This window comes from Streptomyces actinomycinicus (genome assembly GCF_016741775.1).
Classification (GTDB): domain Bacteria; phylum Actinomycetota; class Actinomycetes; order Streptomycetales; family Streptomycetaceae; genus Streptomyces; species Streptomyces actinomycinicus.
In genome coordinates this window covers 378,289-394,564 of record NZ_JAERRK010000006.1, presented here as the reverse complement: position 1 = coordinate 394,564, position 16,276 = coordinate 378,289, and the positions used below count along the sequence as shown (strand labels likewise).

Below are 16,276 nucleotides of genomic sequence, written 5' to 3'. Positions count from 1 at the left end.
GGTTACGGGCGACGGATCGCGTCGGCCGCGGCCGTGGCGGCGGGACCGGCCGCCAGCTCGGTCTCCAGCAGCTGCTTGCCGAGCAGCTCCGGGTCCGGCAGCTCCATCGGGTACTCGCCGTCGAAGCAGGCGCGGCACAGGTTCGGCTTGGCGATGGTCGTCGCCTCGATCATGCCGTCGATGGAGATGTAGGCGAGCGAGTCGGCGCCGAGGCTGGTGCCGATCTCCTCGATGGTCATGCCGTTGGCGATCAGCTCCGCGCGCGTGGCGAAGTCGATGCCGAAGAAGCAGGGCCACTTCACGGGCGGGGAGGAGATCCGGATGTGGACCTCGGCGGCACCGGCCTCGCGCAGCATGCGGACCAGGGCCCGCTGGGTGTTGCCGCGCACGATCGAGTCGTCGACGACGACCAGGCGCTTGCCCTTGATGACTTCCTTCAGCGGGTTCAGCTTCAGGCGGATGCCCAGCTGACGGATGGTCTGCGACGGCTGGATGAAGGTCCGTCCCACGTAGGCGTTCTTCACCAGACCGCTGCCGAAGGGGATGCCGGAGGCCTCGGCGTAGCCGATGGCGGCCGGGGTGCCGGACTCCGGGGTCGCTATGACCAGGTCGGCCTCGACGGGGGCTTCCTTGGCCAGGCGGCGGCCCATCTCCACGCGGGAGAGGTACACGTTCCGGCCGGCGATGTCTGTGTCCGGGCGGGCCAGGTACACGTACTCGAAGACACAGCCCTTGGGCTTCGCTTCTGCGAATCGCGAGCTGCGCAGGCCGTTCTCGTCGATGGCGACGAACTCGCCCGGCTCGATCTCGCGGACGAAGCTGGCACCGCAGATGTCCAGGGCGGCGGACTCGGAGGCGACCACCCAGCCGCGCTCCAGGCGGCCGAGGACCAGCGGGCGGATGCCCTGCGGGTCACGGGCGGTGTAGAGGGTGTGCTCGTCCATGAAGACGAGCGAGAAGGCGCCCTGGACCTGGGGAAGGACCTGGTGGGCCGCTTCCTCGATGGTCAGCGGCTTGCCGTCCTCGTCGACCTGGGCGGCCAGCAGGGCCGTCAGCAGGTCGGTGTCGTTGGTGGCCGCGACCCGGGTGGAGCGGCTGTTGTTGTCGTTCGGCAGCTCGGCGACCATCTCGGCGAGCTGGGCCGTGTTGACCAGGTTGCCGTTGTGGCCGAGCGCGATCGAGCCGTGCGCGGTGGCACGGAACGTCGGCTGGGCGTTCTCCCACACGGAGGCGCCGGTGGTCGAGTAGCGGGCGTGTCCGACCGCGATGTGACCCTGGAGCGAACCGAGAGAGGTCTCGTCGAAGACCTGGGAGACCAGGCCCATGTCCTTGAAGACGAGGATCTGGGAGCCGTTGCTGACCGCGATTCCCGCGGATTCCTGACCCCGGTGCTGGAGGGCGTAGAGCCCGAAGTACGTGAGCTTTGCGACCTCTTCCCCCGGAGCCCAGACGCCGAAGACGCCGCAAGCGTCCTGGGGGCCCTTCTCGCCGGGAAGCAGATCGTGATTGAGTCGACCGTCACCACGTGGCACGCCACCGAGTGTAGGCGAGGTCGACCACTGGTCCGAATTGGGGATCGTGCCCATAACCGACGGAGCCGTTCCGATCACCTTGGACGTTCCTGCGTTTGCGCTGGTCAACGCGGCGCGTCAGCGTGCCCCCGGGCCCGCCGACACGCCGGACGGACCGGTTGCGGGTATTTTCACCCCGGGCATGAGTGAGGTGTCGCACATCATTCGGGTGTGCTCCGGCTGAGGTGGACGCGGTCGCCGTCGCCGTCGGTGAGCGTCAGCTTCGCCGCGTCGGTCCTCGCGGTGAGCGTCCCGGTGGTGAGGGCGCGGGCGAGGGCGCGCTCGAAGTCCATCCGGTCCCGGTCGCAGGCCATCTTCGTGGTGCGCAGGTCACCGATGGTGATCCGGTCGCCGTCGACGGTGGCACGGGCGCTGAAACGGTTGCAGCCGAGGTTGCCGGCCGCCCTGCCGTCCTCGTCGATGCGGAGCCGGGCGGTGGCGGGCGCGTGCCGGGTCGTGCCGTCGACGGTGATGCCGTCGACCCGCCAGTCGATCCCGGTCACCGGCTGCTGGGCTTTCACCGCACCACTGTCCCCCTTCTCGCTGCCACAGGCCGGCACGCACGGCAGAAGCACGGCGGCCACCGTCAGGATCACGCACTGCTTGTACCGGTTCATACGGATTCGACGGGCCGGCGGCACGCCCGGTTCCGCTAGGTCATGACCGGCAGCAGCTCCCCGATGTCCGCCCGCTCCCCGCTCGCGCTGACCTTCGCCCCGGCGAGGGCGTCCTTCCAGGCCGTGCGCCCGGTGGCGAGCCGGATCCAGGTCAGCGGGTCGGTCTCCACGACGTTGGGCGGGGTGCCGCGGGTGTGCCGGGGTCCCTCGACGCACTGCACGACGGCGTACGGCGGCACCCGGACCTCGGTGGAGGCGCCGGGCGCCTTCAGGGCGAGGGCGTCGGCGAGCAGGCGGGTGGCCGCGGCCAGGGCCTGCCGGTCGTACGGCACGCCGAGACCTTCGACGGCGGCGTTCAGGTCGTCGGTGTGGACGACGAGTTCGACGGTGCGGGTGACCAGGTAGTCGTCCAGCGGCATGGCGCCCGCACTGGTCTCCAGGAGCCGGCCGCCGGAGTGCTCGGCCAGCAGGGCGCGCAGGCTCCGGTCCACGTCGGTGAGGTAGGCGTCGAGGTCGGGGTGGTCCGCGGCGAGGTTCCGGGTGAAATCGGAGATCGCGTCGGCGGAGGCGGCGGTGGCGAAGGGCCACTGGACGACCTGGGCGTCCTGCCTGGGCGGGGCGGGCCGGGCGGCGGCGCGGTGCACGGCCGTGACGGCCATGCCGATGTGCGCGACCAGGTCCCGTACGGTCCAGTCGCCGAGCCGGGTGGGCAGGGCGAGCTGCCCGGGCGTGAGGCCACGGACGGCCTCGCGTACGTTCCCGAGCTGGGCTAGGACCGCGGCGCGGGTCTTGGCGGGGTCGTAGCTGCGGGCGCGTTTCTTGGCCGGTGGCATGGCCGTGAGCCTATGCCCTGACCGCGTGGTCCTTCAGTCCCTTTTCGCCCCGGTCGAAGGCCTGCCGGGCGCGGTCGGCGCCCCGGAGCGTGCCGGCGCGGCCGGTGGAGGAACCCGTGGCCGCACGACCCCGTGGCCACACGGGGAAGGCCCCGTCCGGCGGTCCGGACGGGGCCTTCTCACGGCCCTGCGGCCCGAAGGCGCCTACGCCAGCAGCGCCGGGATAGTGCCCTCGTGCGCCTCGCGCAGTTCGGCGAGGGAGAGGGAGAACTCGCCCTGGACCTCCACCACTGCCTGTGCGTCGGACGCGTCGCCGTCCACGACACCGATCCGGGTGGCCGGCAGGCCACGCGCACCGCACATGTCGTTGAAGCGGACCTCCTCCGAGCGCGGCACGGCGACGATCGCACGGCCGGCCGACTCCGAGAACAGGAAGGTGAAGGCGTCCAGGCCGTCCGGGACGACCAGCCGGGCGCCCTTGCCGCCGAGCAGCGCGGACTCCACGACCGCCTGGACCAGACCGCCGTCGGACAGGTCGTGCGCGGAGTCGATCATGCCGTCGCGGGAGGCGGAGATCAGGATCTCGGCCAGCAGCCGTTCACGCTCCAGGTCGACCTGCGGGGGCAGACCGCCGAGGTGGTCGTGGACCACCTGGGACCAGGCCGAGCCGCCGAACTCCTCGCGGGTGTCGCCGAGGAGGTAGATCAGCTGGCCCTCCTCCTGGAAGGCGACCGGGGTGCGGCGGGCGACGTCGTCGATGACGCCGAGCACGGCCACCACCGGGGTCGGGTGGATGGCGACCTCGCCCGTCTGGTTGTAGAGCGAGACGTTGCCGCCGGTCACCGGGGTGCCCAGCTGCTGGCAGCCGTCCGCCAGGCCGCGCACGGCCTCGGCGAACTGCCACATCACCGCCGGGTCCTCGGGCGAGCCGAAGTTCAGGCAGTCGGACACCGCGAGCGGCTTGGCACCGGTCGTGGCGACGTTGCGGTACGCCTCGGCCAGGGCCAGCTGGGCGCCGGTGTACGGGTCCAGCTTGGCGTAGCGGCCGTTGCCGTCGGTCGCGATGGCGACGCCGAGGCCGGTCTCCTCGTCCACGCGGATCATGCCGGAGTCCTCCGGCTGGGCGAGGACGGTGTTGCCCTGCACGAAGTGGTCGTACTGCGAGGTGATCCACTTCTTCGACGCCTGGTTCGGCGAGGCCACCAGCTTCAGGACCTGGTCCTTCAGCTCCTCGCTCGTCTGCGGCCGGGGCAGCTTGTTCGCGTCGTCCGCCTGGAGGGCGTCCTGCCACTCCGGACGGGCGTACGGGCGCTCGTAGACCGGGCCCTCGTGCGCGACCGTCCGCGGGTCCACGTCGACGATCTTCCCGCCGTGCCAGAAGATCTCCAGCCGGTCGCCGTCGGTCACCTCACCGATGACGGTGGCGATGACGTCCCACTTCTCGCAGATCTCCAGGAAGCGGGCGACCTTCTCCGGTTCCACGACCGCGCACATGCGTTCCTGCGACTCGCTCATGAGGATTTCCTCGGGCGAGAGGGTCGAGTCGCGCAGCGGGACGTCGTCCAGGGTGACGCGCATGCCGCCGGAGCCGTTGGAGGCCAGCTCGGAGGTGGCGCAGGACAGACCCGCGGCACCGAGGTCCTGGATGCCGACGACCAGCTTCTCCCGGAACGCCTCCAGGGTGCACTCGATGAGGAGCTTCTCCTGGAAGGGGTCGCCGACCTGGACCGCGGGGCGCTTCGACGGCTTGGCGTCGTCGAAGGTCTCGGAGGCGAGGATCGACGCGCCGCCGATGCCGTCACCGCCGGTCCGGGCGCCGTACAGGATGACCTTGTTGCCGGCGCCGGAGGCCTTGGCGAGGTGGATGTCCTCGTGCCGCATCACACCGATGGCACCGGCGTTGACCAGCGGGTTGCCCTGGTAGCAGGCGTCGAAGACGACCTCGCCGCCGATGTTGGGCAGGCCCAGGCAGTTGCCGTAGCCGCCGATGCCGGCGACGACGCCCGGCAGCACGCGCTTGGTGTCGGGGTGGTCGGGGGCGCCGAAGCGCAGCGGGTCCACCACCGCGACCGGGCGTGCGCCCATCGCGATGATGTCGCGGACGATGCCGCCGACACCCGTGGCCGCGCCCTGGTAGGGCTCGACGTAGGACGGGTGGTTGTGCGACTCGACCTTGAAGGTGACCGCGTAACCCTGGCCGACGTCCACCACACCGGCGTTCTCGCCGATGCCGACGAGCAGCGCGTCCGACTCGGGCGCCTTCTCGCCGAACTGGCGCAGGTGGACCTTGGAGGACTTGTACGAGCAGTGCTCGGACCACATGACCGAGTACATGGCGAGCTCGGCGCCGGTCGGGCGGCGGCCGAGGATCTCCACCACCCGCTCGTACTCGTCCTTCTTCAGGCCGAGTTCGGCCCAGGGCAGCGTGACGTCGGGGGTCGCGGCGGCGTGCTCGACCGTGTCCAGTGGCGTCCGGCTCATGCGTTGACCAGCTTCTTGAGGATCGAGGTGAAGAAGGGCAGGCCGTCGGTACGGCCCGTACCGATCAGCGGCTCCACGGCGTGCTCGGGGTGCGGCATGAGGCCGACGACGTTCCCGGCCTCGTTGGTGATGCCGGCGATGTCCCGCAGCGAGCCGTTGGGGTTGCCATACCCATGAGCGGCTTCGCCGCGGGCGACGTACCGGAAGACGACCCGGCCCTCGGCCTCCAGCTTGTCGAGCGTGTACTCGTCGGCGACGTACCGGCCGTCCATGTTCTTCAGCGGGATGTTGATCTCCTGGCCGGCCCTGAAGTCACTGGTCCAGAAGGTCTCCGCGCTCTCCACCCGCAGCTTCTGGTCGCGGCAGATGAAGTGGAGATGGTCGTTGCCGAGCATCGCACCCGGGAGGAGGTGGGCCTCGGTGAGGACCTGGAAGCCGTTGCAGATGCCGAGGACCGGAAGTCCGGCCTTCGCCTGCTCGATGACGGTCTCCATCACCGGCGAGAACCGGGAGATGGCACCGGCCCGCAGATAGTCGCCGTAGGAGAAACCGCCCGGCAGCACCACGGCGTCGACCTGCTTGAGGTCCTTGTCCTTGTGCCACAGGGCGACCGGCTCGGCGCCCGCGAGGCGGACCGCGCGCTGGGTGTCACGGTCGTCCAGGCTGCCCGGGAAAGTGACGACGCCGATCCGAGCGGTCACTTCGCCGCCTCCGCGACTTCGTCGACCCGGACGGTGAAGTCCTCGATCACGGTGTTGGCAAGGAAGGATTCCGCAAGATCGCGGATGCGGCCGAGTGCGGCCTCGTCGACCGGCCCCTCGACTTCGAGTTCGAAACGCTTTCCCTGACGTACGTCCGAGATCCCTTCGAATCCCAGGCGCGGCAGCGCACGCTGGACCGCCTGGCCCTGGGGGTCGAGGATCTCCGGCTTGAGCATGACGTCGACTACGACGCGTGCCACTGGCACTCCCGATGTGTGGTGCTGAGCAGGTTCCTTCAGACTACCCGCACAAAATTTCTACGCGAGTAGAGTTGGAGGAAAGTACGTGAGGCGCATCACGATCGGGTGTCGAACCCGCGCACTCGCGAAAAGTTCTGGGAAAGTTCCACAGTCCGTCCGCCCCACCTATTGCGCCCGGACACGCGGGCGGATTTAGTCGGGCTTCACTTTGCATTGCCGGGCACTGTACAAATGAATTGGCAATAGCCGATACTCGGCATGTCGACGGCGTTGAGCTGTAACGACGTGCCGCACGAAGGGACCGATATTCGTGGCGCAAAAGGTCGTGGTCACTCTCTTTGACGACATCGACGGCTCGGAAGCGGCGGAAACGATCGCCTTCGGACTCGACGGCAAGTCGTACGAGATCGACCTGAACGAAACCAACGCCAAGAAACTGCGCAAGGCGCTCGCGCCCTACGTGGAGGCCGGCCGTAAGCGGTCCCGGTCCGGCAAGGCGTACAAGCAGACGGAGGTCGCCCCCGACCCGGCGGCCGTGCGCGCCTGGGCCCAGGCGAACAAGATGGACGTGCCGGCCCGCGGACGCATCCCGAAGAAGGTCTACGAGGCGTTCAGCTCCGCCCAGTGAGCCCGCGAAGGGGCGAGCCCTCAGGGTCCGTCAGCGGGCCCTGAGGGCCGTGCACTTGGGGCAAAAAGGGCCACGGGGGAACCGACTTGCGCTACCCCCCTGCCGATCAGCTAATGTCTGGGACACGCCGAGGGGCGAGGCCGGAAGGCCGGATCCCCGGACCGTGCGGGTGTAGTTCAGTAGTAGAACATCCCCCTTCCAGGGGGAAGGCGCAGTGTGCGATTCCTGTCACCCGCTCTGCACCGCCGTCACGACCACTCCAGTGGATCGGGTAGGCTGGTGCTCGCACCGATCGGTGGGAGCCGGTCGGGAGCAGTGCGGACGTAGCTCAGTTGGTAGAGCGCAACCTTGCCAAGGTTGAGGTCGCGAGTTCGAGCCTCGTCGTCCGCTCGGGAAAAAGACCCCGGTCCTCTGGACCGGGGTCTTTTCGTTGTCCGTGACCGGCTCTGACATTTGTCATGCCGAGCGATGACACCACGCACTGCCCGCCGGTCCGCACCGCCGGGACGCTGAAGTCATGAACACCGACGGACACGAGCACGCGATCGAGGTCACCGGCCTCCGGCGTGTCTACGGGGGCGGGTTCGAGGCCGTGCGCGGAATCACCTTCTCCGTGGCACGCGGCGAGATCTTCGCCCTGCTGGGCACCAACGGCGCGGGAAAGACCTCCACGGTCGAAGTCCTGGAAGGACTCGCGGCCCCGGCCGGCGGCCGGATAAGGGTCCTGGGCCACGACCCCTTCCACGAGCGGGACGCCGTACGGCCCCGCACCGGCGTGATGCTCCAGGAAGGCGGTTTCCCCGCCGAGCTGACCGTCGCCGAGACCGCCCGCATGTGGGCCGGGTGCACGACCGGGGCACGGCCGGAGCACGAGGTGCTGGAGCTGGTCGGGCTCACCGGCAAGCACGGCGTCCGGGTCAAGCAGCTGTCCGGCGGCGAGCGCCGGCGCCTCGACCTGGCCCTCGCACTGCTGGGCGACCCAGAGGTGCTGTTCCTCGACGAGCCGACCAGCGGGCTCGACGCCGAGGGCCGCCGGGACACCTGGACGCTGGTGCGCCGGCTGCGCGACGCGGGCACGACCGTGCTGCTCACCACGCACTACCTGGAGGAGGCGGAGGGCCTGGCCGACCGGCTCGCCATCCTGCACGAGGGCCGTATCGCCGCCTACGGCACGCCGGCCGAGGTCACCGCCGGCCGCCCCTCCCGGATCAGCTTCGAACTGCCCGACGGCTATTTCCTCGGCGATCTGCCGCCGCTCGCCGCCCTCGGCGTCTGCGGACACGAGAACGACGGCAAGGTCGTCCGGCTGCGCACCCTCGAACTCCAGCGGACCGCCACCGCCGTGCTCGTCTGGGCCGAGCGGGCCGGCGTCGAACTGCGCGGCCTCGACGTGCGCCCGGCCTCCCTGGAGGAGGCCTTCCTCGGCATCGCGCGGACGGGGTTCCCCCCGCCCGGACGAGGGCGGGAGCAGGGCGGGGAGGAGGCGGCATGAACACCCTGACGACAACCGTCCGCACGCCCGCGGTACGGCGGCTGCGAGCGCTGGCGCGGGCCGAACTCACCCTGCTCGGCCGCAACCGCGGGGTCGTGCTCACCGCACTCATGGTGCCGCTCTCCGTGCCGTTCAGCGTGCGGCCGGCGCTCGACGGGCTGGATCTGGAGAAGCACGGGGTGAGCGTCGGCGCCGCCATGCTCACCGCCGCGATCGGCTTCTCCTTCCTCTTCGCCGTCTACACCGCACTGGTCAACACCTATGTCGCCCGCCGCGAGGAACTCGTCCTCAAACGACTGCGCACCGGCGAAATCTCCGACACCGGGATCCTCACCGGCACCGCCCTGCCCGCCCTGACCCTCGGCCTCGCCCAGGCACTCGTACTGTGCGCCGGATGCGCCGTCCTGCTGCACGCCGGAGCACCCAGGGCGCCGTACCTGACCCTGCTGGGGCTCCTGGCCGGGCTGGTGCTGAGCGCCGCGCTCGCCGCTCTCACCGCGTCCTTCACCCCGACCGTGGAGAGCGGTCAGGTCACCGCGCTGCCGCTGGTGCTCGTGTCGATGACCGGCTCGGGAATCATGTTCCCCACCGAGGCCATGCCGGAGCGGCTCGCCTCCGTCTGCGAACTGCTCCCGCTGTCCCCCGCCGTCCGGCTCGTCCGGGCGGGCTGGACCGGGCAGTTGAGCGCGTACGAGGCCCTCGGCGCCGCCGCGACGGCGCTGGCCTGGACCGTGGTGGCGGTGTTTGCTGTACGACGGTGGTTCCGGTGGGAGCCCCGGCGCTGAGGAACGGGGGGCGCACATGGTGGGGCGGATACGACGGTGGCAGCAGCGGCACTGGGGGGAGCGCAGCAAGGCGGAACGGGTCGAGCTGCAGAGCCTGATCACCTGGCACGCCACCGTCTGGCTGTTCCCGCTGGGCTGGCTGCTGATGCCCCTGGTGGGCGGGCTGCACCGGCAGCCGCTGCCACTGGTGCTCGGCGGGCTGCTGATCTTCACCGGGCTGCTCCAGTGCGCGGCGGCCGGCCGGCTGCTGCGGCCCGCGCTCGACCACTACCTCGAGCGCGCCCCACTGCCGTCCCGCGCCCAGCGCGTTCCCGCCGTACTGCTCGCCCTGGCGCTCGGTCTGGTCCTGGTGCTGGCCGCGGTCCGCGGGAGCGATCCGTTCGCCCTCCGGCTCGCGGTGGGGGCGGCGCTCACGGCCTTCGGGCTGGTCTACGCGCTCACCGTGCCCATCCGGGTGTACCTGCTCCGGTTCTCGGTCCTCTCCGCGGTGATCACGATCGCTCTCACCGGCGCCGATCCCAGCGGCTCCGGAGCGCTGGCCACGGCCCTGATGTCCGCGTTCGCGACGCTGTTCGCCCTGACGGCCGCACGGTGCGGCGCCTGGACCCTGTCCGTGCTGTGGGAGGCGGAGCGGGCCCGGGAGGTCGAGGCCCGGCTCGCCGTCGCCGAGGAACGGCTGCGGTTCGGACGGGACCTGCACGACGTGCTGGGGCGAAACCTGTCGGTGATCTCCCTCAAGAGCGAGCTGGCCGTCCAACTGGCCCGGCGGGGACGGGCGGAGGCCGTGGAGCAGATGATCGAGGTGCAGCGCATCGCGCAGGAGTCCCAGCGTGAGGTACGGGCCGTCGTACGCGGCTACCGCGAGGCCGACCTGGGAGCCGAACTCGCCGGCGCCCAGGGCGTGCTGACCGCCGCCGGGATCGACTGCACGGTCCGCTCCGACGCCACGGGGCTGCCCGCGCAGGTGCAGTCCGCACTCGGCTGGGTGGTGCGCGAGGCGACCACCAACGTGCTGCGGCACGGGGACGCGGACCACTGCGAGGTGGGACTCTCGGTGCTGGAGGGCCGTGTGGTGCTGACGGTGGAGAACGACGGTGTGTCCGAGAAACCGCGGAACGACGGCGGTACCGGACTCGCGGGGCTGCGGGAACGGCTCGCCGCGGTCGACGGAACCCTGGAGGCGGGGATCACCGGCGCCGGCCGGGACCGGTTCCGGGTGGTGGCGGAGGTCCCCCTGGCGACTGTGAGAGGAGTCACCTCGTGAGCGTGCCGGTACGGCTGTTGCTCGCCGACGACGAGCACCTGATCCGGGGTGCGCTGGCCGCGCTGCTCTCGCTGGAGGACGATCTGCTGGTCGTCGCCGAGGCGGCGAGCGGGCCGGAGGCGCTGGCGATGGCACGGGCGCACGAACCCGATGTGGCCGTGCTGGACCTCCAGATGCCGGGCGCCGACGGTGTGAGGGTGGCCACATCCCTGCGGACCGAGCTGCCCGGCTGCCGGGTGCTGATCGTCACCGGACACGGCCGGCCCGGCCACCTGAAACGGGCGCTCGCGGCCGGTGTGCGCGGGTTCGTCCCGAAGACCGTCAGTGCCCAGCGGCTCGCCGAGATCATCCGGACCGTGCACGCCGGGAACCGTTACGTCGACCCGGAGTTGGCCGCCGACGCGATCTCCGCCGGCGACTCCCCGCTGACCGCCCGGGAGGCCGAGGTGCTGGAGCTGGCCGCCGACGGCGCGCCCGTCGCGGAGATCGCCGAGCGGGCCGCTCTGTCGCCGGGGACGGTGCGGAACTACCTCTCCTCGGCGGTCACGAAGCTCGGTGCCGAGAACCGGCATGCCGCAGTGCGTCTCGCACGCGAGCGAGGTTGGGTATAGTTGCTTCCGCGCCACGGCGCAGTGCGGACGTAGCTCAGTTGGTAGAGCGCAACCTTGCCAAGGTTGAGGTCGCGAGTTCGAGCCTCGTCGTCCGCTCCATGGAGAAGCCCCCGGTTCCGGCCGGGGGCTTCTTGCGTTCGGCCCCCGGTTTTCCGCCGGGGCTAATTGCGTTCGGCCCCCGGTTTTCCGCCGGGGCTACTTGCGTTCGGCCCCGGTTCCTCCCGGGGCCTTTCGTGCGGGTGCCCCCGGCCGGGCGCCGGGGGCGGGGGCGTCAGCTCCAGCCGGTGCCCGTCAGGCGCTCGTACGCCTCCACGTACTTCTGCCGGGTCGCCGCCACGACCTGCTCCGGCAGCGGCGGCGGGGGCTGCTCGCTCCTGCGGTCCCAGCCGGACTCCGGCGAGGTCAGCCAGTCCCGCACGAACTGCTTGTCGTACGACGGCTGGGCGCGGCCCGGCTGCCACTGGTCGGCCGGCCAGAAGCGGGACGAGTCCGGGGTGAGCACCTCGTCGGCGAGGACGAGCGTGTCGCCGTCGAAGCCGAACTCGAACTTCGTGTCGGCCAGGATGATCCCCCGCTCGCGGGCGATGTCCCGGGCGCGCGCGTACACCGCCAGCGTGGCCTGGCGCAGCTGGGCGGCGGTCTCCGCGCCGACCTGGCGGGCCACCTCCTCGTAGGAGACGTTCTCGTCGTGCTCGCCGACCTCGGCCTTGGTGGCCGGCGTGAAGATCGGGCCGGGCAGTTCGGAGCCGTCGACGAGGCCTTCGGGGAGGGCGAGGCCGCAGACGGTCCGGGACTCGTTGTACTCGAGCAGGCCCGAGCCGGTGAGGTAGCCGCGGGCCACGCACTCCACCGGGACCATCTCGAGCGACTTGCAGACCAGGGTGCGGCCCTGCCAGTCGGCCGGGGCGCCCTCGGGCACCTCGGTGCTGATCACATGGTGGGGGGCGAGGTCGCGCAGCTGGTCGAACCACCACAGGGAGAGACGGGTGAGGACCCGGCCCTTGTCGGGGATCTCCGTGGGCAGCACCCAGTCGTAGGCGGACATGCGGTCGCTGGCGACCATCACGAGGTCGCCCGCCTCGTTCCGGTACAGCTCGCGCACCTTGCCGGTGTGCAGGTGCACCAGGCCCGGAACCTCGATCGGTTCGGGCTTTTCTACGAATCCGGACACGGTTCCTCCCCGTGGCTCTGTCCAAGTGCCTCGATTCTCCCTTATCGGGGCGATCGGTTTCCGCCAGGGGGGTGGGCGGGCGCCGGCGGGGCCCGCCCGGTGGTCAGTCGCGTTTGCAGATACGGTCCAGCAGGTTCGCCGTGGCCCGTTGGACGCGGGGGTCGACGTGTTCGGGACGGTCCAGGGCCGGGGACCAGGCGAAGGTGCCGGAGGCGAAGACCCAGGCGCCGGAGGGGGCCCGGTAGAGCGAGGTCTCCTGGTGGCGCAGGACGCCGTCGTTGTCGGTGTAGGGGGAGTGGGCGAGCAGGATGCGCTCGTCGTGCTCGGGCAGCGGGGTGCGCGGGAAGTACCGGTCGGCCTCGCCGGCGACCAGCCCCTCGATCTCGTCGCCCTCGTGCGCGCCGGTGGCCTCCCACAGCCAGTGGCCGCCGTTGCGGACGATCAGCGGGTACGGCTCGGGCACCCGGCCCGCGTACTGGATGCCGACCGTCTGCTGCTCGGGCCGGTCGACCTCCCGCCACAGCACCGGCTTCCCGGGGCCCTTGCGCTTGCGGCAGGTCAGCAGCCGGTCCGGGACGCCGGACGGGGACGGACCCAGCTCCACCTGCCAGTACATGGTGTTGGCCGACAGGAAGACCAGTGAGGTCCCGCGGTCCCGGGCGTCCTCGACGGCCCGCCGCATCGGCGCCGACCAGTACTCGTCGTGGCCGGGGAAGACCAGGCCACGGTAGCGGGAGGTGTCGACACGGCCGGCGTGCAGGTCGCGGGCGTCGGCGTAGGCGATGTCGTAGCCGTAGCGCTCGGCCCAGCGGATGAAGTCGTAGGCGTGGCCGACGTGCAGGGGCAGGCCCGCGCCCGCGTACGGGCGGTCGAAGGAGACCGTGGTGGCCGCGTCGGCCTCACCGAGCAGCCGGCCCCTCTCGTCCCAGGCGTGGTACAGGCTGGCGCCGGTGCGGCCGTCCTCCGGGTACAGGTTGTACGCCTGCCAGGTGATGTCGGGCAGCAGCAGGAGCAGATCGGCCGGATGATCGTCGCGGACCGTGAACGGCACGTGGGAGCGGTAGCCGTCGACGGTGGTGAGGACGGCCACGTAGGCGCCGATGCTCCAGTAGGACGGCACCTGCAGGCGCCAGGACAGCCACCAGTGGTGGCAGGAGACCGTGCGGTCGGCGGCCAGCGGCGGGGGCTGGACGATGCCGGACAGCCGCGGACTGGTGGTGATCTTGGAGGCTCCGTCGCCGCCGTAGTGGCCGATGCGGTAGATGTCGACGCTGAACTCCTGCGGCGGATCGACCGTGATGCGGAAGTCGATCGCCTCGCCGGGCGAGACGGCGCCGGTGGAGGTGAAGCCCTTGATCTGACGGTGCACGTCGTCCGCCGAGCGGGGGCCTGAGCCGGCCGACCGCGGCGCCGGTACGCGTGCGCCGGCCGCGCCGGTGAGCTGCTGCGGGCCGGCGTCGACGTACCAGGGCACGACGTGCCCGGTGTCGTCGAAATACGTCTCACTGCCGCGCAGCCAGGGCACCGGGCCCTGGCCGAAGGGGTCCGTGACGGCGTGCGCGAGTGCTCCGGACTCCCAGCGGCGGATGTGGTCCGAGGCCATGGTCGCTCCCCTCCCTCATGCCCCCGTGTCCTGTCTCGGTGGTGCTCGGGTCGTGCTCGCTGTGTGCGTGGGACGTGCTCGCCGTGCTCGGCCGCGCTGTCGTATGTCGCAAGCCTTTGCCAAAGGCGTGGTCGGTCCCAGCACATCACATAACGCACGGGCCCGGTCACTAGTCGTTGCGATTTGACCTGAAGTGGAAGTCGTCTTTCCGTTACGACGTCCGGATCGGACCCTCTCAGGTGCTGCGGCAGGGCCGGGTCAGACCAGCCGCACGGGCTTCTCGGGGCGTATCCCGGACGCGGCCAGCCAGTCGCGCAGCGGGCCCGGGTCTCCCTCCTCGATCAGGCTCAGCACCCTGGGCGTCAGATCGGGGGCCCGCTCACCGCCCAGCAGCAGGGACGGCCCGTCCAGCCAGTCCAGGGCGGGGGCCGCACCGGCGGTGTCGACGGCCGCGCAGCACACCATCGCCGTGAGGTGGTCGGCGAGCAGTTCGCGGGCGGTGCGCGGGGCCTGGAGCGGGAAGAGCGGGAGTCCGCCGTCGTCCCACAGGGCGCTCTCGGGGCTGCGCCGGGCCGCGTCGGCCGCGCCCGGCACGGCGGCCTCCTCCCGGGCCAGCGCGGCGCTCAGCCCGGCGGCGAGCGCGGCACTGCGCTCGGTGGTGGGGTCGGGGTCCTCATCGTCGTCGAACGGAGGAACAGGAGCGGGGGCGGGGGCGCCGCCGGAGCCGGGACCCTCACACCCGGGGGCGGACGGTTCCGCCAGGTGGTCCAGGACGCGGGCCAGCGTGGGACCGCCGGGCTCGGGGGCCGCGGGGTCCGGGGCGGGAAGGACGCCCAGGGCGTCCAGGACGCGGTGCAGCCGGGCCGCGTCGGCACGCCAGGTGCGGTCCACGACCTCCTCCGGGTACGCCTGCCAGTCCACCGGGGACCAGGCCGGGCCGGACTCGGCGGGGCCGCCGTGGAAGAGGCGGGCGGCGAGCAGCGAGGCGGCCTCGTCCATCACGCCCGGCTCCTCCAGCAGATCGCAGGCGGGGCGCTCGCCGAGCCGGGAGGCGAAGCCCTCGGCGAGCCGGTCGCGGCGGGACAGCTCGGTGAGCGCCGCCACCACACCGGCGTCCAGCCGGGAGGGCCAGCGGCCCATGCGCCAGGCGGGCAGTGCGACCCGGGTCAGCAGCCGGTCCCAGCCGGCGTAGGCGAGCCCGACCTGCTCCTGGGCGACGATCCGCAGGCCGTAGTCCACCGTCTGGGCGCGCTCGGCCGCCGCCGCCGCGACCCCGCGCTCCATCTGCGTCGCATGCTCCCGGCAGCCGCGCAGCAGCAGCCTGGCCACCCAGCCGAGGGCCCCGCAGACCGCGCGGGCCAGCGGGCAGCGGCCCGGGGTGGCGGCGACGGCGACGGCCGCGTCCAGACCGCGCACGAAACGGCGGGCGGCGGCTATGTCGGGGTGCGCGGAGGGGCCCGTACCTGCGACGACCGGGGCGAGGACCGCCCGCAGCTCGCCGACCCGCATCCACCACAGGAACGGGGAGCCGATGACCAGCACCGGCGCGGCCGGGACCCGGCGGCGGCCCGGGCCCGCTATCTCGTCGGGCGCCGGACGCGGGGGCGGGCCGTGGGCCGCATGGGTGCGGTCCTCCAGCCAGCTGTCGCAGTCCGGGGTGAGCGCTATGGCCGAGGGGGCCGGCACGTCCAGGCGCTCGGCGAGGTCGCGCACCATCCGGTACAGGTCCGGTGCGGTCTCCTCCGGAACCGCCACCGTGGGGCTGGTGGCGGGGCGGGCCCGGGCGACGACCAGGGCGATGCCGGCCGCGGCCAGCAGGACCAGCACGGCGAGCACGCCCACCGTCCAGCGGGCGGCGTCCCAGCCCGGGCCGACGAGATGGCCGGAGGACGCGCCGGTCAGCAGGATCACCGCGGCGCCCGCGGGCAGCACGGCCACCGCCAGCGCCCGGCCCCGGACCCGCAGCACCGCAAGGGCCCGGGAGCGCGCGGCCTGCGCGCCCATCTCCACACCGATTCCGCTCACGTGCCGACCTCGCCCCCTCCCTGCCGATCGCGTGCTGTCCTGGTCTTGCTCACTCCCCCACTGTGGCACCCGCCGGTGACATCGCAATGTCGGTGGGCCAAGTGCCGGAACGCTTGCGCGGCACCCTAGTTGGGGCCCAGGCCCTCGTCAGCCGTATGGGGCATCGCTCACTCGATGGAATGGCCTTGGTCAGAGGTGGGTGACAGACAGCAAAGATCAGGCCCCGGATTCTGT

Annotated in this window: 14 protein-coding genes and 3 tRNA genes; 8 read left to right on the top strand and 9 right to left on the bottom strand. The window is 71.7% G+C overall.

What is annotated here, in order from left to right:
- Window positions 1–2 precede the first annotated feature (2 nt).
- The 6 genes from purF to purS form a co-directional block, all read right to left on the bottom strand.
- The gene (gene purF / locus JK359_RS15685) at window positions 3–1,532 is read right to left on the bottom strand and encodes an amidophosphoribosyltransferase (protein ID WP_201835962.1); all 1,530 of its coding nucleotides are present in this window, start codon (window positions 1,530–1,532) and stop codon (window positions 3–5) included.
- A gap of 200 nt (window positions 1,533–1,732) precedes the next feature.
- Window positions 1,733–2,167 (bottom strand): META domain-containing protein, encoded by a 435-nt coding sequence (locus tag JK359_RS15680; protein ID WP_307788115.1) that lies wholly within the window; start codon window positions 2,165–2,167, stop codon window positions 1,733–1,735.
- Window positions 2,168–2,223: 56 nt separating this feature from the next.
- A complete protein-coding gene (locus tag JK359_RS15675; RefSeq protein WP_201835958.1) occupies window positions 2,224–3,021 on the bottom strand; it encodes a maleylpyruvate isomerase family mycothiol-dependent enzyme in 798 nt (265 codons plus the stop codon).
- A 204-nt stretch (window positions 3,022–3,225) separates the two neighbouring features.
- On the bottom strand, window positions 3,226–5,502 hold the full coding sequence (purL, locus tag JK359_RS15670) for a phosphoribosylformylglycinamidine synthase subunit PurL (protein WP_201835956.1): 2,277 nt from the start codon (window positions 5,500–5,502) through the stop codon (window positions 3,226–3,228).
- Entirely contained in the window at window positions 5,499–6,203 is a 705-nt protein-coding gene (gene purQ / locus JK359_RS15665) for a phosphoribosylformylglycinamidine synthase subunit PurQ (RefSeq protein ID WP_201835954.1), read from the bottom strand. Before purQ ends, purL begins: the two co-directional genes overlap by 4 nt.
- Window positions 6,200–6,463: a phosphoribosylformylglycinamidine synthase subunit PurS gene (gene purS, locus JK359_RS15660; RefSeq protein WP_201835952.1), complete on the bottom strand. Its 264-nt coding sequence runs from the start codon at window positions 6,461–6,463 to the stop codon at window positions 6,200–6,202. Before purS ends, purQ begins: the two co-directional genes overlap by 4 nt.
- A gap of 310 nt (window positions 6,464–6,773) precedes the next feature.
- On the opposite strand from purS, the gene JK359_RS15655 reads away from it, so the two are divergent.
- From JK359_RS15655 to JK359_RS15620, 8 genes are all read left to right on the top strand, one after another.
- Window positions 6,774–7,091, top strand: a complete 318-nt coding sequence (locus tag JK359_RS15655; RefSeq protein WP_145488531.1) for a histone-like nucleoid-structuring protein Lsr2 — start codon at window positions 6,774–6,776, stop codon at window positions 7,089–7,091.
- Window positions 7,092–7,256: 165 nt separating this feature from the next.
- A tRNA-Gly gene (locus JK359_RS15650) sits at window positions 7,257–7,328 on the top strand.
- A gap of 80 nt (window positions 7,329–7,408) precedes the next feature.
- Window positions 7,409–7,481 (top strand) — tRNA-Gly (locus JK359_RS15645).
- A 127-nt stretch (window positions 7,482–7,608) separates the two neighbouring features.
- A complete protein-coding gene (locus JK359_RS15640) occupies window positions 7,609–8,583 on the top strand; it encodes an ABC transporter ATP-binding protein (protein ID WP_201835949.1) in 975 nt (324 codons plus the stop codon).
- A complete protein-coding gene (locus JK359_RS15635; RefSeq protein ID WP_201835948.1) occupies window positions 8,580–9,368 on the top strand; it encodes an ABC transporter permease in 789 nt (262 codons plus the stop codon). The genes JK359_RS15640 and JK359_RS15635 overlap by 4 nt, the downstream gene beginning before the upstream one ends.
- Before the next feature lie 16 nt (window positions 9,369–9,384).
- Window positions 9,385–10,632 (top strand): sensor histidine kinase, encoded by a 1,248-nt coding sequence (locus tag JK359_RS15630; protein WP_201835947.1) that lies wholly within the window; start codon window positions 9,385–9,387, stop codon window positions 10,630–10,632.
- On the top strand, window positions 10,629–11,243 hold the full coding sequence (locus JK359_RS15625) for a response regulator transcription factor (RefSeq protein WP_201835946.1): 615 nt from the start codon (window positions 10,629–10,631) through the stop codon (window positions 11,241–11,243). The genes JK359_RS15630 and JK359_RS15625 overlap by 4 nt, the downstream gene beginning before the upstream one ends.
- Window positions 11,244–11,266: 23 nt before the next feature.
- A tRNA-Gly gene (locus JK359_RS15620) sits at window positions 11,267–11,342 on the top strand.
- A gap of 172 nt (window positions 11,343–11,514) precedes the next feature.
- On the opposite strand, the gene JK359_RS15615 is transcribed toward JK359_RS15620, so the two are convergent.
- From JK359_RS15615 to JK359_RS15605, 3 genes are all read right to left on the bottom strand, one after another.
- Complete coding sequence (locus JK359_RS15615; RefSeq protein ID WP_201835945.1) at window positions 11,515–12,414, bottom strand: phosphoribosylaminoimidazolesuccinocarboxamide synthase; 900 nt, start codon at window positions 12,412–12,414, stop codon at window positions 11,515–11,517.
- 103 nt (window positions 12,415–12,517) lie between these two features.
- Window positions 12,518–14,017, bottom strand: a complete 1,500-nt coding sequence (locus JK359_RS15610) for a N,N-dimethylformamidase beta subunit family domain-containing protein (protein WP_201835944.1) — start codon at window positions 14,015–14,017, stop codon at window positions 12,518–12,520.
- A 258-nt stretch (window positions 14,018–14,275) separates the two neighbouring features.
- Complete coding sequence (locus JK359_RS15605) at window positions 14,276–16,042, bottom strand: M48 family metalloprotease (protein WP_201835943.1); 1,767 nt, start codon at window positions 16,040–16,042, stop codon at window positions 14,276–14,278.
- Between the last annotated feature and the right edge of the window lie 234 nt (window positions 16,043–16,276).